Source organism: Secundilactobacillus oryzae JCM 18671 (genome assembly GCF_000740055.1).
Taxonomy (GTDB): domain Bacteria; phylum Bacillota; class Bacilli; order Lactobacillales; family Lactobacillaceae; genus Secundilactobacillus; species Secundilactobacillus oryzae.
Genome location: NZ_BBJM01000009.1, coordinates 19,918 through 34,876, shown reverse-complemented (window position 1 = coordinate 34,876; position 14,959 = coordinate 19,918). Strand labels below are relative to the sequence as shown.

Genomic DNA, 14,959 nt, shown 5'->3' with positions numbered 1-14,959 from the left:
CTAGACAATTGTTTCAAAAAAATTGACTTAGCAAGCATTTATTGACTTTTCATAAGTGAGCCATCACTTATCCAATTGTCCCCGATAATGCTTTAATGTGTCTATCAGCTATAAAATGTCGTATAATTAAGTCACAAACATGAAAGTATTTTTATTCCTGAATTATTCATAGTTCATAAAAATCCCGTCAGTTTTCGAAAAAATACGAAAACTGACGGGTATGTCTTTATCTTTTGCTGAAATAAGATGTTTATCAGTTCTAGCTAGTGAGATCTTTCAACTAACTCAGAATTGCTTTGAACTTTTGGATACACTTGTCCCTTGGTTATACAGATTTTTTTAATTTTGCCGGTTATTCAATAGCCTGGATACGCTGTAGAGCCTGGTAGAACAGCCGATGGTAAACATGATACGAGCTCAGCCGCAACTGAATGCGTCGGCCAGTATGCACAACACGTGCCGCAACTTTGAATAAACGGATTCGCAATGTGCTAACGCACAAGCCGGAATCATGTTTTGTCAGTGCTAGCTGCTTTAAAAAGTTGACAATATTGTAAGCCAGTACACTAACCATCATCCGGTTCCATGGCAAGGTAAAGAAATCGAAGAAATACTTGTACTAGTCGAAGAATATTATAATAACTAGTTATCTTATCTCTTTATCGTTGCTATGCCGGCTTTGACAATCAAAACAGATGAACTTGACTGCAAAGTTTGCCTGATTTTTTATTATTTTTACAGTTATTCCCACAGTCCTTGTCTTTCTTTACAAATCAAAGAATAACAAAAAAGCCACCTTGTCTGAGGTGGATTTTTTGCGTAACTATAACTTTTCTGTAATATAATCTAACATTTTAAACAGTACTCTTTTATTCTCAATAGGTACAGTTTTTTTTAGAATATCAGTAGCAGATTGACCAAGTACCGAATTTTTTATATATGGGAAGTCATTAACAACCATTTCACGTACATTATCAGCTTGGGGTTCAAAATGGAACTGTAAACCAATAACTCGGTGATTCAGCACAAATCCCTGATTTTTAACAGCTTTACTTGAGAAAAGAAGTTGAGCCTCATATGGGATTTCAAACATTTCTTCATGCCAATGCAAAGCTAATAATTCGTCTGGCAAATCAGGAATTACCATACTTTTACGATAAACTGGAGCCCACCCTACTTCTTTAGCAGGAGATTTGGTAACAGCGTATCCTAGTGTTTTAGTAATTTGTTGAGCACCATAACAGACACCAAACATTGGAACATTCCTATCTAAAAGACCTTGGATTAACTCACGTTCCTGTTTAATCCATTGAAGATCGTCATTTGGACTCATTGGACCACCTAAAATAACTAACATATCAGTTTTTTCTGCTGTCGGCAAATATCCAAATCGATATGGGTGATAGATATATACTTGATGATTATGGATTTGAGCCCAGTCTAAAATAGCACCTGGTCCTTCATTAGGTGTATGTTGTAAGACATTTATTCGCATATAAAATCCTCTCCACACTAAAAGTGCCAACGGCAATTTGATATGGGTTTCGCCTGCAACTGCCCTAAATTACGATGAATTATAACTCAACTTGAAAATAATTGAAAGAGATGAATTCAACCAACACTATAATTGCCTGAATTATTCATAGTTCATAAAAATCCCGTCAGTTTTCGTATTTTTTCGAAAACTGACGGGTATGTCTTTATCTTTTGCTGAAATACGATGTTTATCAGTTCTAGCTAGTGAGATCTTTCAACTAACTCAGAATTGCTTTGAACTTTTGGATACACTTGTCCCTTGGTTGTACAGATTTTTTTAATTTTTCCGGTTATTCAATAGCCTGGATACGCTGTAGAGCCTGATAGAACAGCCGATGGTAAACATGATACGAGCTCAGCCGCAACTGAATGCGTCGGCCAGTATGCACAACACGTGCCGCAACTTTGAACAAACGGATCCGCAATGTGCTAACGCACAAGCCGGAATCATGTTTTGTCAGTGCTAGCTGCTTTAAAAAGTTGACAATATTGTAAGCCAGTACACTAACCATCATCCGGGCAGCATTGGCATTAAACGTTGAACTATCAGTCTTATCGAAAAAGAAACCTGTTTTAGCTTCTTTGATGTAATTTTCCATTTGGCCGCGTTTGTGATACAGTTCGAAGGCAGTTTCAGCCGTTAAATTAGTCAGATTAGTGACGATAAATTCATGTGAAAAGATCAGTTCACCAGCTACTCGAGTTGATTTAATATAAATCTGCCGTGGCTTAGGCCACGATGCTGATTGATAGATTTTAGAGTAGTAATGAGTCTCTTCCTCTTGCTACTGGGTTTGATCACTGATCTTGACGAACTTTTCAGCTAGATTCTGTAATTTTCGATTGCGTTTGAGTCGAATAATGTAAAACACATCGTTGGCTTCACAGACATCGTAAACTTCTGGCGTGGCGAAGCCACTATCACCACGAACCAGAATGTCAGTCGTGGGCAGCTGAGTTTGATAATGCTTTAATAGTGGTGTTAAAAAAGCTTTTACATCTTTGCTGGTGTAGGCATTTCCAGGACGCAAGACAGCTTTCAATAAGTTACCATCTTGATCAGTTGCCAGTAATGGATGATATCCTTCAGTACCATAATGTGCGTTGTAGTTAGTGGCTTCCTGTTTGCCATAAGTGTCTGAGTGAGTCGAATCGATATCAATAATCGTGGCTGTCTGGTTGGTTAATAGTCGAACACGGTCGATCAAAGCCTCATTTAAAGTCTGTAATGTGCTAACACTATCTTTATCAAAGCGTTACCAAAAACGTGATATTGTTGCTTGTGAAGCCAAAGACGGTTTATCCAATAATAATTTAAAAAGCGGTTCTTTTTCTAAAAAAGTTGCCGCAGAATCTGCGCTATAACCAGCAATAATCTGAAGAATTAACTGTTTTAAGATACTAGAATTACTGTGTTGACAATATCGTCGCTGGTCATTGAACCTCAATAGTTTGTCGGCCAAGATGGTGAACTGGAATTTTGCCATCAGCTCTACACACAATGTTAGCCCGCCATCGGAAGATAATTGATCACCCGTATGCGATACTAAAATGTTTTTGTTGAAATTTAATGCCATTTCCTGTAAAGTTTTTAGTATAGAGTCCTCTTCTCTCATGTGTTTGATGGGTATTTTGCATATCTTTGTGAATAAATCAGGTTATTCAAAACATCTAAAACGCTTATTAGACAAAAATATTCTTTGTAATCTCAAAAATTCGCATTATTTTTAGCTAAAATAATCAAATTTTGAGAATTACGGTCACAAGTTTTGATTTTAAAGGATTATCAGAAAGGAAGGTCTCAATAATGAAAATCGATATTCATCGTTCCGCTACAAATCGCGTCATTGCTGGTGTTGTTGGAGGAATTAGTGATCATTTTGACTGGAACGCTAACGTGGCACGCTTAATTTTCGTCGTTCTTGCGCTAACACCCCTCTTCCCAGGATTGATTGCATATTTAGTGCTTTGGTTATTAATGAAGGACCCACAATAAACTTCACAATTAGTCGTCGCCTTCTGGTAACGGCTTTTTTTGGCTTATCATTAGGCAAATATATTGTTAACTATTAAGCAAAATATTATGATGACAATAAGATTATAATTGGCGGTGATCGTCATGTCTCCACAATTTTACATCAGCATGAGCCAAGATCTGGAAAGTAACCGTGCACTAACGGAACTTCTAGACTGGCTAGCGACTGATTCAATTAACTACCAAGTTAATCAATCACACTTGCCGTTTAGCGCTTTTTCTTCTGGCCCTGTCCGACGCAAAATTCGCCAGCACATTCGAGCTTGCGACTATTTTCTCGTAATCATCAGTCAAAATACCTATAAATCAAACTGGGTGAACTGGGAAATTGAAGCTGCACTGAGGCTTCATAAACCGCTACTCATTCTGCGCGTCAGAGATACTTACATCACACCAGACGCACTTTACAAAACCGAATACGATGAATGCCTGACCTTTTCTAAGCGACATCTGGAAGAAACGCTGAGGTCACTTTCAAGCAAAAACACCGAGTAGCTCATCAGCTACCCGGTGTTTTTAGTTACCGCTTATTTCTTGCGGTCATAGTATCTGTTACGAATGTGCCAAGCAATCAGGTTAAGAAGGATGAGAATTTCTAAGATGATTAGCCAATTGTTTGCGAAAAATTCGGCAGTCTGTGGTAGGAGTCCTTTACCACTTCCTGCGCTAGTTCCACTTCCAACAGATCCACCAGCTCCAGACGTTCCTGTTCCAGTACCCGGTGTTGCCGACTCACTGCCACCCGCATTCGGTGTGCCAGATTCATCGATTGGTGGCGTTGCTTCTTCGGTTGGTTCTTCTTCATCCCCACCACCCGGAGGAAACTCTGGGTTTTCAAGGTGGTTCGTGAAATCAACTTCCTGAACTTTATCGTCAGCGATTGAAATGGTGCCCGTTGTATCGCCCACTACCGTCTCACCTTGGTTAACCTGGTGAGATGGCGTGTAGTCGCCGTAATCAGATTCCGCGACCTTCAGTTCAGTACCCGTTGGAATCTTGTAGATTTGAACGGATTCGTCGGCTCTCAACGTCACTGTTGCAACCCCATTATTGAACTTCAATCGTTCAACTAGTGGTGTATTGCTATTTTGACGTGTTGTACCGGTTTCCAGTTCCATGTTGAAACTGGTGTCGACCTCTTGAGTGCCCTTCTTGAGGACTGTTACCGTAAACTTGAAGACGTCGCGCTTATTGTCGTCAGTCACATCCCCCGTCAGGGTCTTAGTGATCAGTAAGTTACCTGGATCAAACCAGTTAACATACTCAACGATTGTCACTTCATCTTGACCATCCAACTTAATTTCATCAGTTGTTTGACCACGCGTTGCTTCGCCATCGTTGACCTTCCAACTTGGCTTGTAGTAAGGCGCTTGGTCATCGGTCAATTCTTCATGAACAACAACGGTTGTATCAACTGGTAGTCCCAAAATTCGGAGACTCTCGCCGTGTCCGATCTTTGTGGTTGCCCGTCCATCTTCATCAACGATAATCTTGCCAGTCTCATTACTCTAGTTGATTGTTTCATACTCGCCAGCTACGTTTGCGTTGTCGTTCGTTAACTGCAAGTTAAACGTAAACTTGGCTTCGAGGTCTTTACCTGTAGCGTCGGTAATTGTCTTCTTAAGTTCGAAATCTTGTGAAGGCTTGTGGTTAGTGTAAATCACATGGTTAAGACCTTCATCTTGAGTTTCAAATTCATCGGTTAAGAAATTACCCGCTGCGGTTGGATCATTTTGCGAGTCACCACCGTTGACTGTCCAAGAAGTGTCGTAAATCCAATTAGTTTCACGATTTTCAATAACTTTCATCTTGACGCCAACTGGCAGGGTATCGACAACTAGTTTTTCACCGTGCTTCAGTGTAAATTGATTCGACCAAGTGCCGCCACTATCACGTTTAGTAAATTTCAGTTCGACTTCTTTACTACCAATTGTCCCCTTGAGGGTTTGACCATCAAGCTTGTTATCAGTATTGATTAAGTGGAACTTAAAGTCGTGATTCCGATCATTAGTGACGTTGGTTCCGGTTACTTGCTTTTCAACTTCTAGGGAAGTGTGTTGGAGACGGTTAGTAAATTCAACAGAGCGATCCTTATTGTTTTGAACATTTACAGGATCCGCTTCACGTCCTTCTCCAGAACCATCATTAGTTTCCCATGCCGTTTGATAACCATCAACAGGGTTCAATTCATTCACTTGGAACGCCTGAGTCGGTAATCCAAAAATTCGAAGCATTTCTCCAGCTTTAATCTTAACAGTGGCTTTTCCGTCTTCAAACATCACTGTTTTAGATACGGGCTCGCTATTGTTCAGCTTGTAGTATAACACCTCAAACTCACCATTAACGTTTTGGTCAGTCTCACCATTATCCAGCGCCAGGATTTCAAACTCGAACTCCTTATCAGATTCAATTGGACCAGACCCTACTTTATAGAGGCTCAGGCTTCCAGTATCTGGTTTGGCATTGATAAACTGAACAGATGAGCGACTATCACTTTCAATGGCTACTTGATCCGCTTCTGGACCTTCGCCATCAGTTCTGTCGCTACCACCATTTCGAACCATCCAGGAAATATTGTAATCGCCTTGGCCGCCTAATTCAGTTGCTTTCAGCTTTGCCCCAACAGGAAGTCCAGTAATGCGGATAAACTCTCCTGAGCGAAGACTCACTTCAGCTTTATTATCTGTGAAGGTAATTTGATTAGGCCCACCAGGACTTGAAACAACATCGTAGGTACCATTCACAGATACCTTATCACTAGCTTCAATGGTAAATTTGAACTCTTTGTCCTTTTCGGTTGAGTCACCCACCGTATATTTCGATAACTCAAATTCACCAAGTTCACGCACGTTACGGAAATGAACGGTTTGCTCTCTGTTTGGTGAAACACCAACGTTTTCCACCGTTGATGACTCAGTGTCAGTTCCCGAGCCGACCTGTACAAAGGCCCGATATGGGAAATCACCATCAGTCTGCTCTTCAATATCGAACTGATAACGTGCTTCAATTCCTTTAATCAGTAACGATTGACCATCTTCGAGTGTGAACTGACTGTTGGTAATGTTATCGTCTCCGAACTGTACTAATTCACCATTTTCAAAACGAACTTTTAGATTCTCCGAAAGCGTACCTGGTCCTGTTAAGGTCGCATCGAAAATCCCAGTTAACTTATCTGACGCATCGTTTTTGCTATCAGCCGTTATCTTGAAACTAAATGATCCTTGGTTGTTAACCGGATTGATAACTTCTTTGCTGATTTTGATGTTGCCATGTTCTTCCTTAGTGTTTTCGATAGTGAAAGGTAAGCTCGTTTTACCCTCATCAGCTTTAATGTCATATCTGAATTTTTCTATCACATTCTGCGGTCGATATCCATTAGGCACTTCCGTTTCGACAATTCGGTAGTAGGGGATCTTATCCAAGTTAGCCAAAATGATTCTGCCTCGTTCGTCGGTTGTACCCTCGACAACTTGGCCGTTTCGCTCAAGTGGTTTGTAATCACTATCTTTTGGTGCTTCACCTGAGTTTGTCCATTCTGCATATTCTAGTCTAAATTTAGCGCCCGCAAGCACTTCTTTGGACTGACTATCTACCTTTGTAATATCAGTTGCAAAACGCGTGTAGCTTCCAAAGCCATGGGAATATGACTTAATAGTCACTTCCGCATCACCCTTAATCCCTTTTCCTGTAATGGAAATCCGGTTAGTTAATTCTCCGTCTTTACCCTCACCCACGATTAAAGTGTGGTATTTCATAATTAACGGTGAATTTAATTCATACTTGTCATCAAGATTAACCTTAAATCCATTTTCGGTTGGGGTGAGCGTGTAATCCACTCCTGGCTTGAGTTTATTAGTAGCCTTGTATTGTGGTTTCTGACCATCATCAAAAGTAAGTTCAGCTTCATGAATTTCTAACTTATATTCATCTTCATCCATGAACAGCAATCCATCGTCCATTTCATCAGTAATCTCAATGTTCGTATTGTCGCCAAACTGACCGTTTCCTCCATTAATGATGGATTCCCATTCCACAACTCCGGAATTATCAGTCGTTTTCGCGCGCTTACTAATGTAGAAATCTTTGTTGGTGTGGCTTACTTCAGCCTCAACTTTGTTTTTTCGTAATTCTTTGTCACTCGGTGTCGTGATTGTGGCGTTGTTAGTAAATTTCCAATTCTCACCTGAATGACCTTTCGCCTCAAAATCAACCTTGGTATCAAAATTCAGTCTGAGCGCAGAGCTCGTAGTCTCGAGTAAGGTAATAATAAGCCGTTCAACATTATCATCAGTGATACGCTCGATGGTATAGTCGACTCCCTTTCTAAGAGCCGTCCCAGTGAAATTACCACTACCATCAATGGCAAGCTGCTCTAGCACAAAGTTTTCTTTGCCGTCTTCAAAACTTAGATACTGATTACCATCTTTGTTCAGCACATCATCAATGATAATTTGTTTGCCTGCTTCGTACTCGTAGCGGCTATGCAAGTTCATACCGATGGACCAACGAACCTTAGCGTCATTGTAGCTGTTGCTACCCATGTCTAATTTTCCTGATTTGTTGGCTTCATTGTAGATATCATCTGGTAACGTCTTAGTAGCCGTCACTTTCTTAGTGAAATAGTCCAAACTGATTTCTGCACTATTAGTTAGATACTTACTATCTCCCAGTTTCTCTAGATCATATTTTGTCTGGAAGGTGATATTTATCTGTTGTCCTCGAGTATTTTCGTTTTTAATTATTTTAAATGTTGTCGTCTTACCATCAGGATCAATCTCTTCGGTGTAGTCCGCCTTTTCACCTTCAACTAAAGTTTTTCCATCTGCCTTTAGTCCTTGCATTAATTGGAGTAAATCAAAATCAAATGCCATCTCAGCACCATCTGAATCATAGATTTTTTCCGCTATACTATCACGATCAGCTTGACTTAATAAGCTATACTCGTCAGTTTAGTTGCCTTTAATCACCGACAATGTTGCCGCGGTAAAAATATTAACCGGATTTTCTCTTTCCTGATCTAACTTGTCCTGAATATTACTTCCGCCTTCATCTGCCGCAGCTGCTTTATCATCTGAGGAGGAACTCTTATTTTCACTTTTTTGCGTCTGCTGTTCACGGGCAGATGCTTTGGACTGAGCTTGAGAACTTTCATTGGCCTTCTTGGCAGCTTCCTTTTGCTTAGCTTCCTCTTTTTCACGGTCAATCTTCTCTTGCTCAGCCTTTTTCGCTGCTTGTTCTTTCTCTTCAGCCTTTTGCTTCGCCGCTTCAGCTGCTTGAATGAATTCCTGATCTGACATAATGCCACTTGGTAATTCATCCAGAATCGCATCAGACTCCGCTAACTCTTTTTCATCAGCGTCCTTACCTGCAATTGAGAGCGCTTGCAAATTAGCTTCTTGATCGCCCACCGCAATCCCAAGTTGACTCACTTCCATCGGTGTTCCCATAGTCAGTGATAATTCTACCTGGAAATTGGTCGTACTTTCCACGTTCGTCCAACTCAATTCGTACTTTTTCGTACGTCGAATATACTCAAAGGTTAAAACGGCCTCTGAGTTTGAAACTGTGAAGCGTTGTTTCTTTCGTTTCAGGAGTAACTGACTCTCTGGCACGGACAGTTCCGCCTTGCCGTCAGGTTCTGCTCCCGATTGATTCGTGATGGCGAGATTAAAAATCAGCTTTGCATCATCGCCCTCACGAACCGTTTGATTGATCATTCGATCGTCTTTGTCCACAAGCATCGCGCTTTCAATTTCCACTTGAGAGCGATGTCCATTGGCCAGCGCCGCTACACCCTGGTACATGTTTCCCAATACAAACGTAAATACGGCGATGATCTGGATTATCGTTCCTTTCTTAACCATTCATCATCATCCTTTCAAAATTGCCTGCGTGTGCTTACCCGACTCTTGACTCTTATCTTGAGTGTAACGTATCAATTTGAATGAATTATGAATAGGTTATGAAGTTGATAAGTTCACAAAAAAAGATGGTCATCATACCGACCATCCTGATTTAATGCTATTTTATTGTTGCCATTCCGATCGCAACATTGACCATTGGTTCACATCCACGAAGCCGTCGTCCAAACGGATACCTTCCCGCTCCACGCCATCTAAATGAAAGCCAGCGCGCTTGGCGACGCTATTGCTTGGATCATTTGCCACTGCGGCTCTGATAATCAATTTATTCAATCCGAGTTCTTGAAAGCCAACGGTCATCAAACCTTGAAGTGCCTGGCTCACAATTCCCTTGCCGGTATCGGCAGTATTGAGCCAATAGCCAATCTCCGAACTATGATCTAGTGGACCAAATTCGTTAAAACTATTGATGCCAACCGAACGGCCGTTAAAGCGAATGACCAAATTCAGCGACTTTCCTTCTCCAGCATTTAAGTTACATTCTCTGAGAAAATCGAGCTCTTCACGCTCTTCCTGCATCTCGTTGGCCCAGGGTAGCCATGGCGACTATTTACTATCGCTTCCCACAGAGGACCTGCATCCTGATTAGGGTTCGGAAGCGCAATGCTTAGATTTTCGTTGATTCGGTATTCAAATGGCATAATTATCATCTTACCTTCATTTTTTTCTAATTATACCAAAAAAGCCACCGACAAAGTCGATGACTTCAATTTCAATTTAACGGGCGTGTAAAACTTCTGGTCCATCTTGACGGCCGACGATGACTTCGTTAACAACATTCAAGAAGAGTCCGTGTTCCACAACACCAACAATCCCGTTTAGGGTTTCAGCAAGCTTAGCAGGATTTTCAATCTTACCCATGTGTAAGTCGATAACGTAGTTCTTAGAATCCGTCAAAACGTGTTCGTCGCCGTTCATCCGGAATGCTGGGTTCAAACCCATCTTATCTAATTTTTCCAAAACATGAGTCGAGCCAAATGGAATCACTTCAAGTGGCAATGGAAACTTGCCCAAAGTGTGAACCATCTTGCTTTCGTCAACAATCCAAATGTTCTTCGTTGAATTAATGGCAACGATCTTTTCCCAAAGGTGAGCCGCACCGCCACCCTTAATGCCTTGGAAATCATCACTGATTTCGTCGGCACCATCAATAGTTAAATCGATGTGGTCAACGTCATCCAACTGTTTAACTTCGATGCCAAGTGATTCGGCTTGTTTAGCACTACGGTCAGAAGTAGCCACACCAACGATGCTCAAGCCTTCGTTCTTAACCCGTTCGCCAAGCGCATCAATCATATATTTAACCGTTGAACCAGTTCCTAAACCAACGATCATGCCGCCTTCAATAAACTTAACAGCTTCGCGGCCAACTAATTCTTTTAACTGATTTTGATCCAATTGTAAGCCCTCATTTCTGATTCATTTTAACTAACTCTACTATACTACTTGTTTGCTTCAACGATTTCCTCGTAAGTTGGAATTGAAGGCATCGCACCTAAGCGTTGCACTGCGATTGAACTTGCTCGTTGTGCAAATGTTAAGGCTTCAGCAATGTTGCTCAAATCAGGCTTTAATTGTGAACTCAATGAGCCTAAGAAGGTATCACCCGCGGCGGTCGTATCAACGGCCTTAACCTTAAATGCTGGTACAAAGTCGTGACCCGCCTTAGTTGAGTAGAAGGCACCTTTACTACCAACGGTGATGATTAAGTTTTCAACGCCCATTTCTTTAAACTTGTCGGCGTTGGCCACCATTGAAGCTTCGTCTGTTACTTCAATACCAGTCAACGTTGCACTTTCTGTTTCGTTAGGCACGATAATATCAGATAGTTTCAAAAGTTCAGGATCGATTTCAGCAGCAGGAGCTGGGTTCAAAATGGTAAAGACACCGTTAGCCTTGGCAATCTTGAATGCTTCAACTGCGGCAGCTTGTGGTGTTTCAAATTGGGCAATCAAGAAGTCAGCGTTCTTGATTTTATCTTCAGCAGCCACGACTTCTTCTTTTTTGACTTGTTGGTTAGAACCACCGTAAACCAAAATACTGTTTTGGCCTTCTTCATCTAATAGGATAAAGGCTGAACCAGTTCCGACCGTTTCGTCAGTAGCGATGCAGGTTGTATCAATGTTGTCGTCTTGCAACGATTCGATCATAAATTGGCCTGAACTGTCTTTACCAACCTTACCAATAAAACTGGTTTCGGCACCAGCACGAGCAGCGGCAACGGCTTGGTTTGCACCCTTACCACCAGCAGCACTACTCTTGTTTTCAGCTTGGAGCGTTTCACCAGGTAATGGCATCCGCTTTACACGCATCGTTGTATCAACATTTAAACTTCCTAAAACCGTCACTTTGTTAGTCATTATGATTCGACTCCTTCTAGTTATTAATTTCGTAAAACGTTTTACTAATTTCATTCTTATTCATCCATGGGACAGAATATCATAATCTGAAATTGGAAACAAGTCTTTTTTATCCTAAACGTGAACCGCTTCACAGAAATTGTAATCGATTGCACACCTTTTAAAAATTTTAAACTTAAAATTCTGACGATATACACTAATATAACCCGTTTTTATTCATTTTCATATAAAATCGTTTATAAAACAATGTTGTAATCCCTTTTATTTTGTGCTAAGATTCTCGTCGTTAATCATCTCATTTTATTTTTTGACGGGTTGGCGCCTTTAGTAAATCGGTTTACGTATTTATGATTTGTAAACGCTTCATGCTCAGCTTGTTTCAAATAATAAAAAACCAGAAAGGAAGCATTTAGTTTTATGAAGAAAACAACTGTTATCAACTCAGAATTATCTACTGTAATTGCTGGAATGGGTCACATGGATTGGTTAAGCATCGGTGACGTCGGTATGCCAGTTCCAATGGGTACCAAGAAAATTGACTTGGCGCTCACAAAGCAACTCCCTAGCTTCATCGATGTTTTAAAGAACGTCTTGAGCGAACTTGAAGTTCAAAAGATTTACTTGGCTGAAGAAATCAAAACGGTCAACCCTGATCAATTGACTGCCATTAAGAATCTCCTACCTGACGTTGAAATTGAATACATGCCTCACTCAGAGTTAAAGAAGAACACCGCTAAGACTCACGCATTCGTTCGGACCGGTGAAATGACCGCCTTCTCTAACATCATCTTGGAATCTGGTGTCACATTCTAATTTTTGTAAAACCTTTTACTAAATACACTAAGGAGTGTTAACAATGCAATCAACTGCCCAAAAGACTCATGGTTGGACGCAACTTGCCGATGGTTACCTCAGCAAAACGCCCATCTTTCAATTCATTATTGTTTCAATGATCTTCCCACTTTGGGGAGCAGCTGCTAGTTTGAACGATATCTTGATCACACAGTTCAAGACCGTCTTCCAATTAAACGATGCTTCAACCGCTTTCGTCCAAAGTGCTTTCTATGGTGGTTACTTCTTAATTGCCATCCCCGCTTCGTTAATTATCAAGAAGCAATCCTATAAATTTGCCATTATGACTGGTTTGATTTTCTACATTATTGGATGTGCCTTATTCTTCCCTGCTTCTAACGTGGCTACTTACAGCATGTTCCTGGTTGCCATCTTCGCTATTGCGATTGGCTTGAGCTTCCTCGAAACCTCCTGTGATACTTACAGTTCAATGCTGGGACCTAAGCGTTTCTCAACCATTCGTTTGAACATCTCTCAAACGCTGGTCCCACTTGGTGACATCGCTGGTATCCTGCTTGGTAAGTACCTCATCTTCGGTACAGTTGGTAACCTTGGCGAAAAGATGGCCGGTATGCACGGTGCCGAACGAATTGCCTATGGTGAAAAGATGTTGCAACTCACATTGCGTCCATACAAGTACATCTTGGTTGTTTTGATTGTCATGCTCATCATCTTAGCTTTAACACCAATGCCTCGTGCCAAGGCCCTTTCCCAAGCAGCCGATGGCCAAGAAGCTGCTGAAGACAAGCCTTCATTAGTCGAAACAATCAAGTACTTGACTCACAACTACCGTTTCATGAAGGGTGTCGGTGCCCAATTCATCTACGCCGGTATGCAAACCACAGTTTGGTCATTTACGATTCGTTTGGCCTTGGAATTGAACCACCACATCACTGATAGCGCCGCTTCAACGTTCATGGTCTACAGTTACATTGCGTGGTTCGTTGGTAAATTGGTCGCTAACTTCTTCATGTCTCGTTTCTCCATTACGGGTACATTGACTGCCTTCTCATTCCTTGGAATCGTTTCATTGGTTATTACCTTTACGGTACCAAGCATGATTGCCGTTTATGCTGCCATCATGACTAGTTTCTTCTTCGGTCCAGAATGGCCAACCATTTACACTCGGACGTTGGATGCCGTTACTGAAAAGAAGTACACGGAAACTGCTGGTGCCATCATCGTTATGTCATTAATCGGTGGTGCCATCATCCCAGCTATCCAAGGATTAGTTTCAGATGCAACGACGCTTCAATTCTCATTCATCGTGCCAGCTATCTGTTACGCAATCGTTACCCTTCACTTCTACACTGAAGGTCGTTTCGACAAAAAGTACCCTGAATCAGTTCAAGAACATTAATACTATCTCAAAATAAATACCCTCACAGCGCGTGCTGTGAGGGTATTTTTTAATTTAAAAATCTTCAAATTCCGGCATGACCGTCATATTACTGTCTCGCATTTCTTTTAGTGCCTGACCTAGCAGATCACGGGTAACCCGACCGCTAAACTTACTAGCAAAGTCACCACCCACCGTATTGATAAAGGTATCCAGCACCGGTGTCCCTTTAGTTTTACCGGTACCCCGCAATTCCATACAGAGTTGACTCACGACTGCTTCAATCTTCTCTGCGTTACTTAATCGCCGTGAAAAGGCCTTTTCATCAATATGAAAGACGACGCTCAAGAAACCATTATAGAACATCATGGATAGCTCTTCCTTATTGCTGATGATGCTGCCATACATGGTGTCCCTATCCCAGCGGCACCAACTCGTATTGTTATACCGCTTGGGTGGAATCGGGAGCATGAAAACCCCAGGATCCAGCAGTCGGGGCATGAGCGAGTGCACTTTTGCCATTTTGGCAAAGTTGTTTTTCACAAAAACACTGTAATCAAGCCACTCCTCTTCACGCTCACGAAGCATCGCATTGCAAGACTGATTAACCGCAATGTAACCGTGTTTTCGATGTAAGACCGCCGTCCAGCGTGAGGGATTCCCCTTTATTGGTACTAAAAGCAGAATATCATCCCAATGTAGCCCCTGAACCTTAACTAGTTTGCCACTTGCCTCAAAGACGGAAAGCTTAAGCTGCTCGACATCAAGGTACCCCTGTTTGATCACCATGGTACGAAACCAGGCTTTTAAATGCTTCAACTCCTTATATTCCGGCTGTGTGTCGAAAGTTATCTCCTGCTGCTTGATGAAAACCCCTCCAAATAAACTTGATTTATCAATTATTTTTTAAAAGTAT

The 14,959-nt window shown here is 41.4% G+C and carries 12 protein-coding genes and 2 pseudogenes; 4 read left to right on the top strand and 10 right to left on the bottom strand.

All coding sequences use genetic code 11. From position 1 onward, the window contains the following. Positions 1-352 precede the first annotated feature (352 nt). The 3 genes and pseudogenes from LOSG293_RS10320 to LOSG293_RS03555 form a co-directional block, all read right to left on the bottom strand. Positions 353-574, bottom strand: coding sequence for a transposase (locus LOSG293_RS10320; RefSeq protein WP_056986975.1), 222 nt, complete (start codon positions 572-574; stop codon positions 353-355). 249 nt (positions 575-823) lie between these two features. Then, complete coding sequence (locus tag LOSG293_RS03560; protein WP_010009865.1) at positions 824-1,495, bottom strand: type 1 glutamine amidotransferase; 672 nt, start codon at positions 1,493-1,495, stop codon at positions 824-826. A 331-nt stretch (positions 1,496-1,826) separates the two neighbouring features. Beyond that, a pseudogene (locus LOSG293_RS03555) lies at positions 1,827-3,152 on the bottom strand (IS1380 family transposase). A 191-nt stretch (positions 3,153-3,343) separates the two neighbouring features. Between LOSG293_RS03555 and LOSG293_RS03550 the strand changes: the two are divergent. Next, the gene (locus LOSG293_RS03550) at positions 3,344-3,532 is read left to right on the top strand and encodes a PspC domain-containing protein (protein WP_034527100.1); all 189 of its coding nucleotides are present in this window, start codon (positions 3,344-3,346) and stop codon (positions 3,530-3,532) included. Between the two features lie 123 nt (positions 3,533-3,655). After that, positions 3,656-4,066 carry a TIR domain-containing protein gene (locus LOSG293_RS03545; protein ID WP_034527098.1) on the top strand — a complete coding sequence of 137 codons (411 nt, stop codon included), beginning with the start codon at positions 3,656-3,658 and terminating at the stop codon, positions 4,064-4,066. Between the two features lie 32 nt (positions 4,067-4,098). Here LOSG293_RS03545 and LOSG293_RS03540 read toward each other — a convergent pair whose 3' ends face one another. From LOSG293_RS03540 to rbsK, 6 genes and pseudogenes are all read right to left on the bottom strand, one after another. Next, complete coding sequence (locus LOSG293_RS03540; protein WP_034527096.1) at positions 4,099-4,998, bottom strand: DUF7601 domain-containing protein; 900 nt, start codon at positions 4,996-4,998, stop codon at positions 4,099-4,101. Between the two features lie 81 nt (positions 4,999-5,079). After that, positions 5,080-8,442, bottom strand: coding sequence for a prealbumin-like fold domain-containing protein (locus LOSG293_RS03535; RefSeq protein ID WP_034527094.1), 3,363 nt, complete (start codon positions 8,440-8,442; stop codon positions 5,080-5,082). 78 nt (positions 8,443-8,520) lie between these two features. Then, positions 8,521-9,435 (bottom strand): adhesive domain-containing protein, encoded by a 915-nt coding sequence (locus LOSG293_RS03530; RefSeq protein WP_034527092.1) that lies wholly within the window; start codon positions 9,433-9,435, stop codon positions 8,521-8,523. Positions 9,436-9,597: 162 nt separating this feature from the next. Beyond that, positions 9,598-10,020, bottom strand: a pseudogene (locus tag LOSG293_RS03525) (GNAT family N-acetyltransferase); the annotation flags it as partial. Positions 10,021-10,209: 189 nt separating this feature from the next. Further along, positions 10,210-10,890 carry a ribose-5-phosphate isomerase RpiA gene (rpiA, locus tag LOSG293_RS03520; protein ID WP_034527090.1) on the bottom strand — a complete coding sequence of 227 codons (681 nt, stop codon included), beginning with the start codon at positions 10,888-10,890 and terminating at the stop codon, positions 10,210-10,212. 44 nt (positions 10,891-10,934) lie between these two features. Continuing rightward, positions 10,935-11,852 (bottom strand): ribokinase, encoded by a 918-nt coding sequence (gene rbsK, locus LOSG293_RS03515; protein WP_034527088.1) that lies wholly within the window; start codon positions 11,850-11,852, stop codon positions 10,935-10,937. A 417-nt stretch (positions 11,853-12,269) separates the two neighbouring features. On the opposite strand from rbsK, the gene rbsD reads away from it, so the two are divergent. Together rbsD and fucP are read left to right on the top strand one after the other, a co-directional pair. Further along, positions 12,270-12,665 (top strand): D-ribose pyranase, encoded by a 396-nt coding sequence (gene rbsD, locus LOSG293_RS03510; RefSeq protein ID WP_034527086.1) that lies wholly within the window; start codon positions 12,270-12,272, stop codon positions 12,663-12,665. Positions 12,666-12,708: 43 nt separating this feature from the next. After that, entirely contained in the window at positions 12,709-14,064 is a 1,356-nt protein-coding gene (gene fucP, locus LOSG293_RS03505) for an L-fucose:H+ symporter permease (protein ID WP_034527084.1), read from the top strand. A gap of 54 nt (positions 14,065-14,118) precedes the next feature. Here the strand turns inward: fucP and LOSG293_RS03500 are convergent, their stop codons facing one another. Next, positions 14,119-14,832, bottom strand: coding sequence for a hypothetical protein (locus LOSG293_RS03500; RefSeq protein ID WP_152551090.1), 714 nt, complete (start codon positions 14,830-14,832; stop codon positions 14,119-14,121). Positions 14,833-14,959: the final 127 nt, after the last annotated feature.

What these genes read in the sequence shown, in the direction of transcription:
- LOSG293_RS10320 (WP_056986975.1), bottom strand. Translation starts at nt 574, where the DNA reads ATGGTTAGTGTACTGGCTTACAATATTGTCAACTTTTTAAAGCAGCTA.
- LOSG293_RS03560 (WP_010009865.1), bottom strand. Translation starts at nt 1,495, where the DNA reads ATGCGAATAAATGTCTTACAACATACACCTAATGAAGGACCAGGTGCT.
- LOSG293_RS03550 (WP_034527100.1), top strand. Translation starts at nt 3,344, where the DNA reads ATGAAAATCGATATTCATCGTTCCGCTACAAATCGCGTCATTGCTGGT.
- LOSG293_RS03545 (WP_034527098.1), top strand. Translation starts at nt 3,656, where the DNA reads ATGTCTCCACAATTTTACATCAGCATGAGCCAAGATCTGGAAAGTAAC.
- LOSG293_RS03535 (WP_034527094.1), bottom strand. Translation starts at nt 8,442, where the DNA reads ATGGCATTTGATTTTGATTTACTCCAATTAATGCAAGGACTAAAGGCA.
- LOSG293_RS03530 (WP_034527092.1), bottom strand. Translation starts at nt 9,435, where the DNA reads ATGGTTAAGAAAGGAACGATAATCCAGATCATCGCCGTATTTACGTTT.
- rbsK (WP_034527088.1), bottom strand. Translation starts at nt 11,852, where the DNA reads ATGACTAACAAAGTGACGGTTTTAGGAAGTTTAAATGTTGATACAACG.
- rbsD (WP_034527086.1), top strand. Translation starts at nt 12,270, where the DNA reads ATGAAGAAAACAACTGTTATCAACTCAGAATTATCTACTGTAATTGCT.
- fucP (WP_034527084.1), top strand. Translation starts at nt 12,709, where the DNA reads ATGCAATCAACTGCCCAAAAGACTCATGGTTGGACGCAACTTGCCGAT.
- LOSG293_RS03500 (WP_152551090.1), bottom strand. Translation starts at nt 14,832, where the DNA reads ATGGTGATCAAACAGGGGTACCTTGATGTCGAGCAGCTTAAGCTTTCC.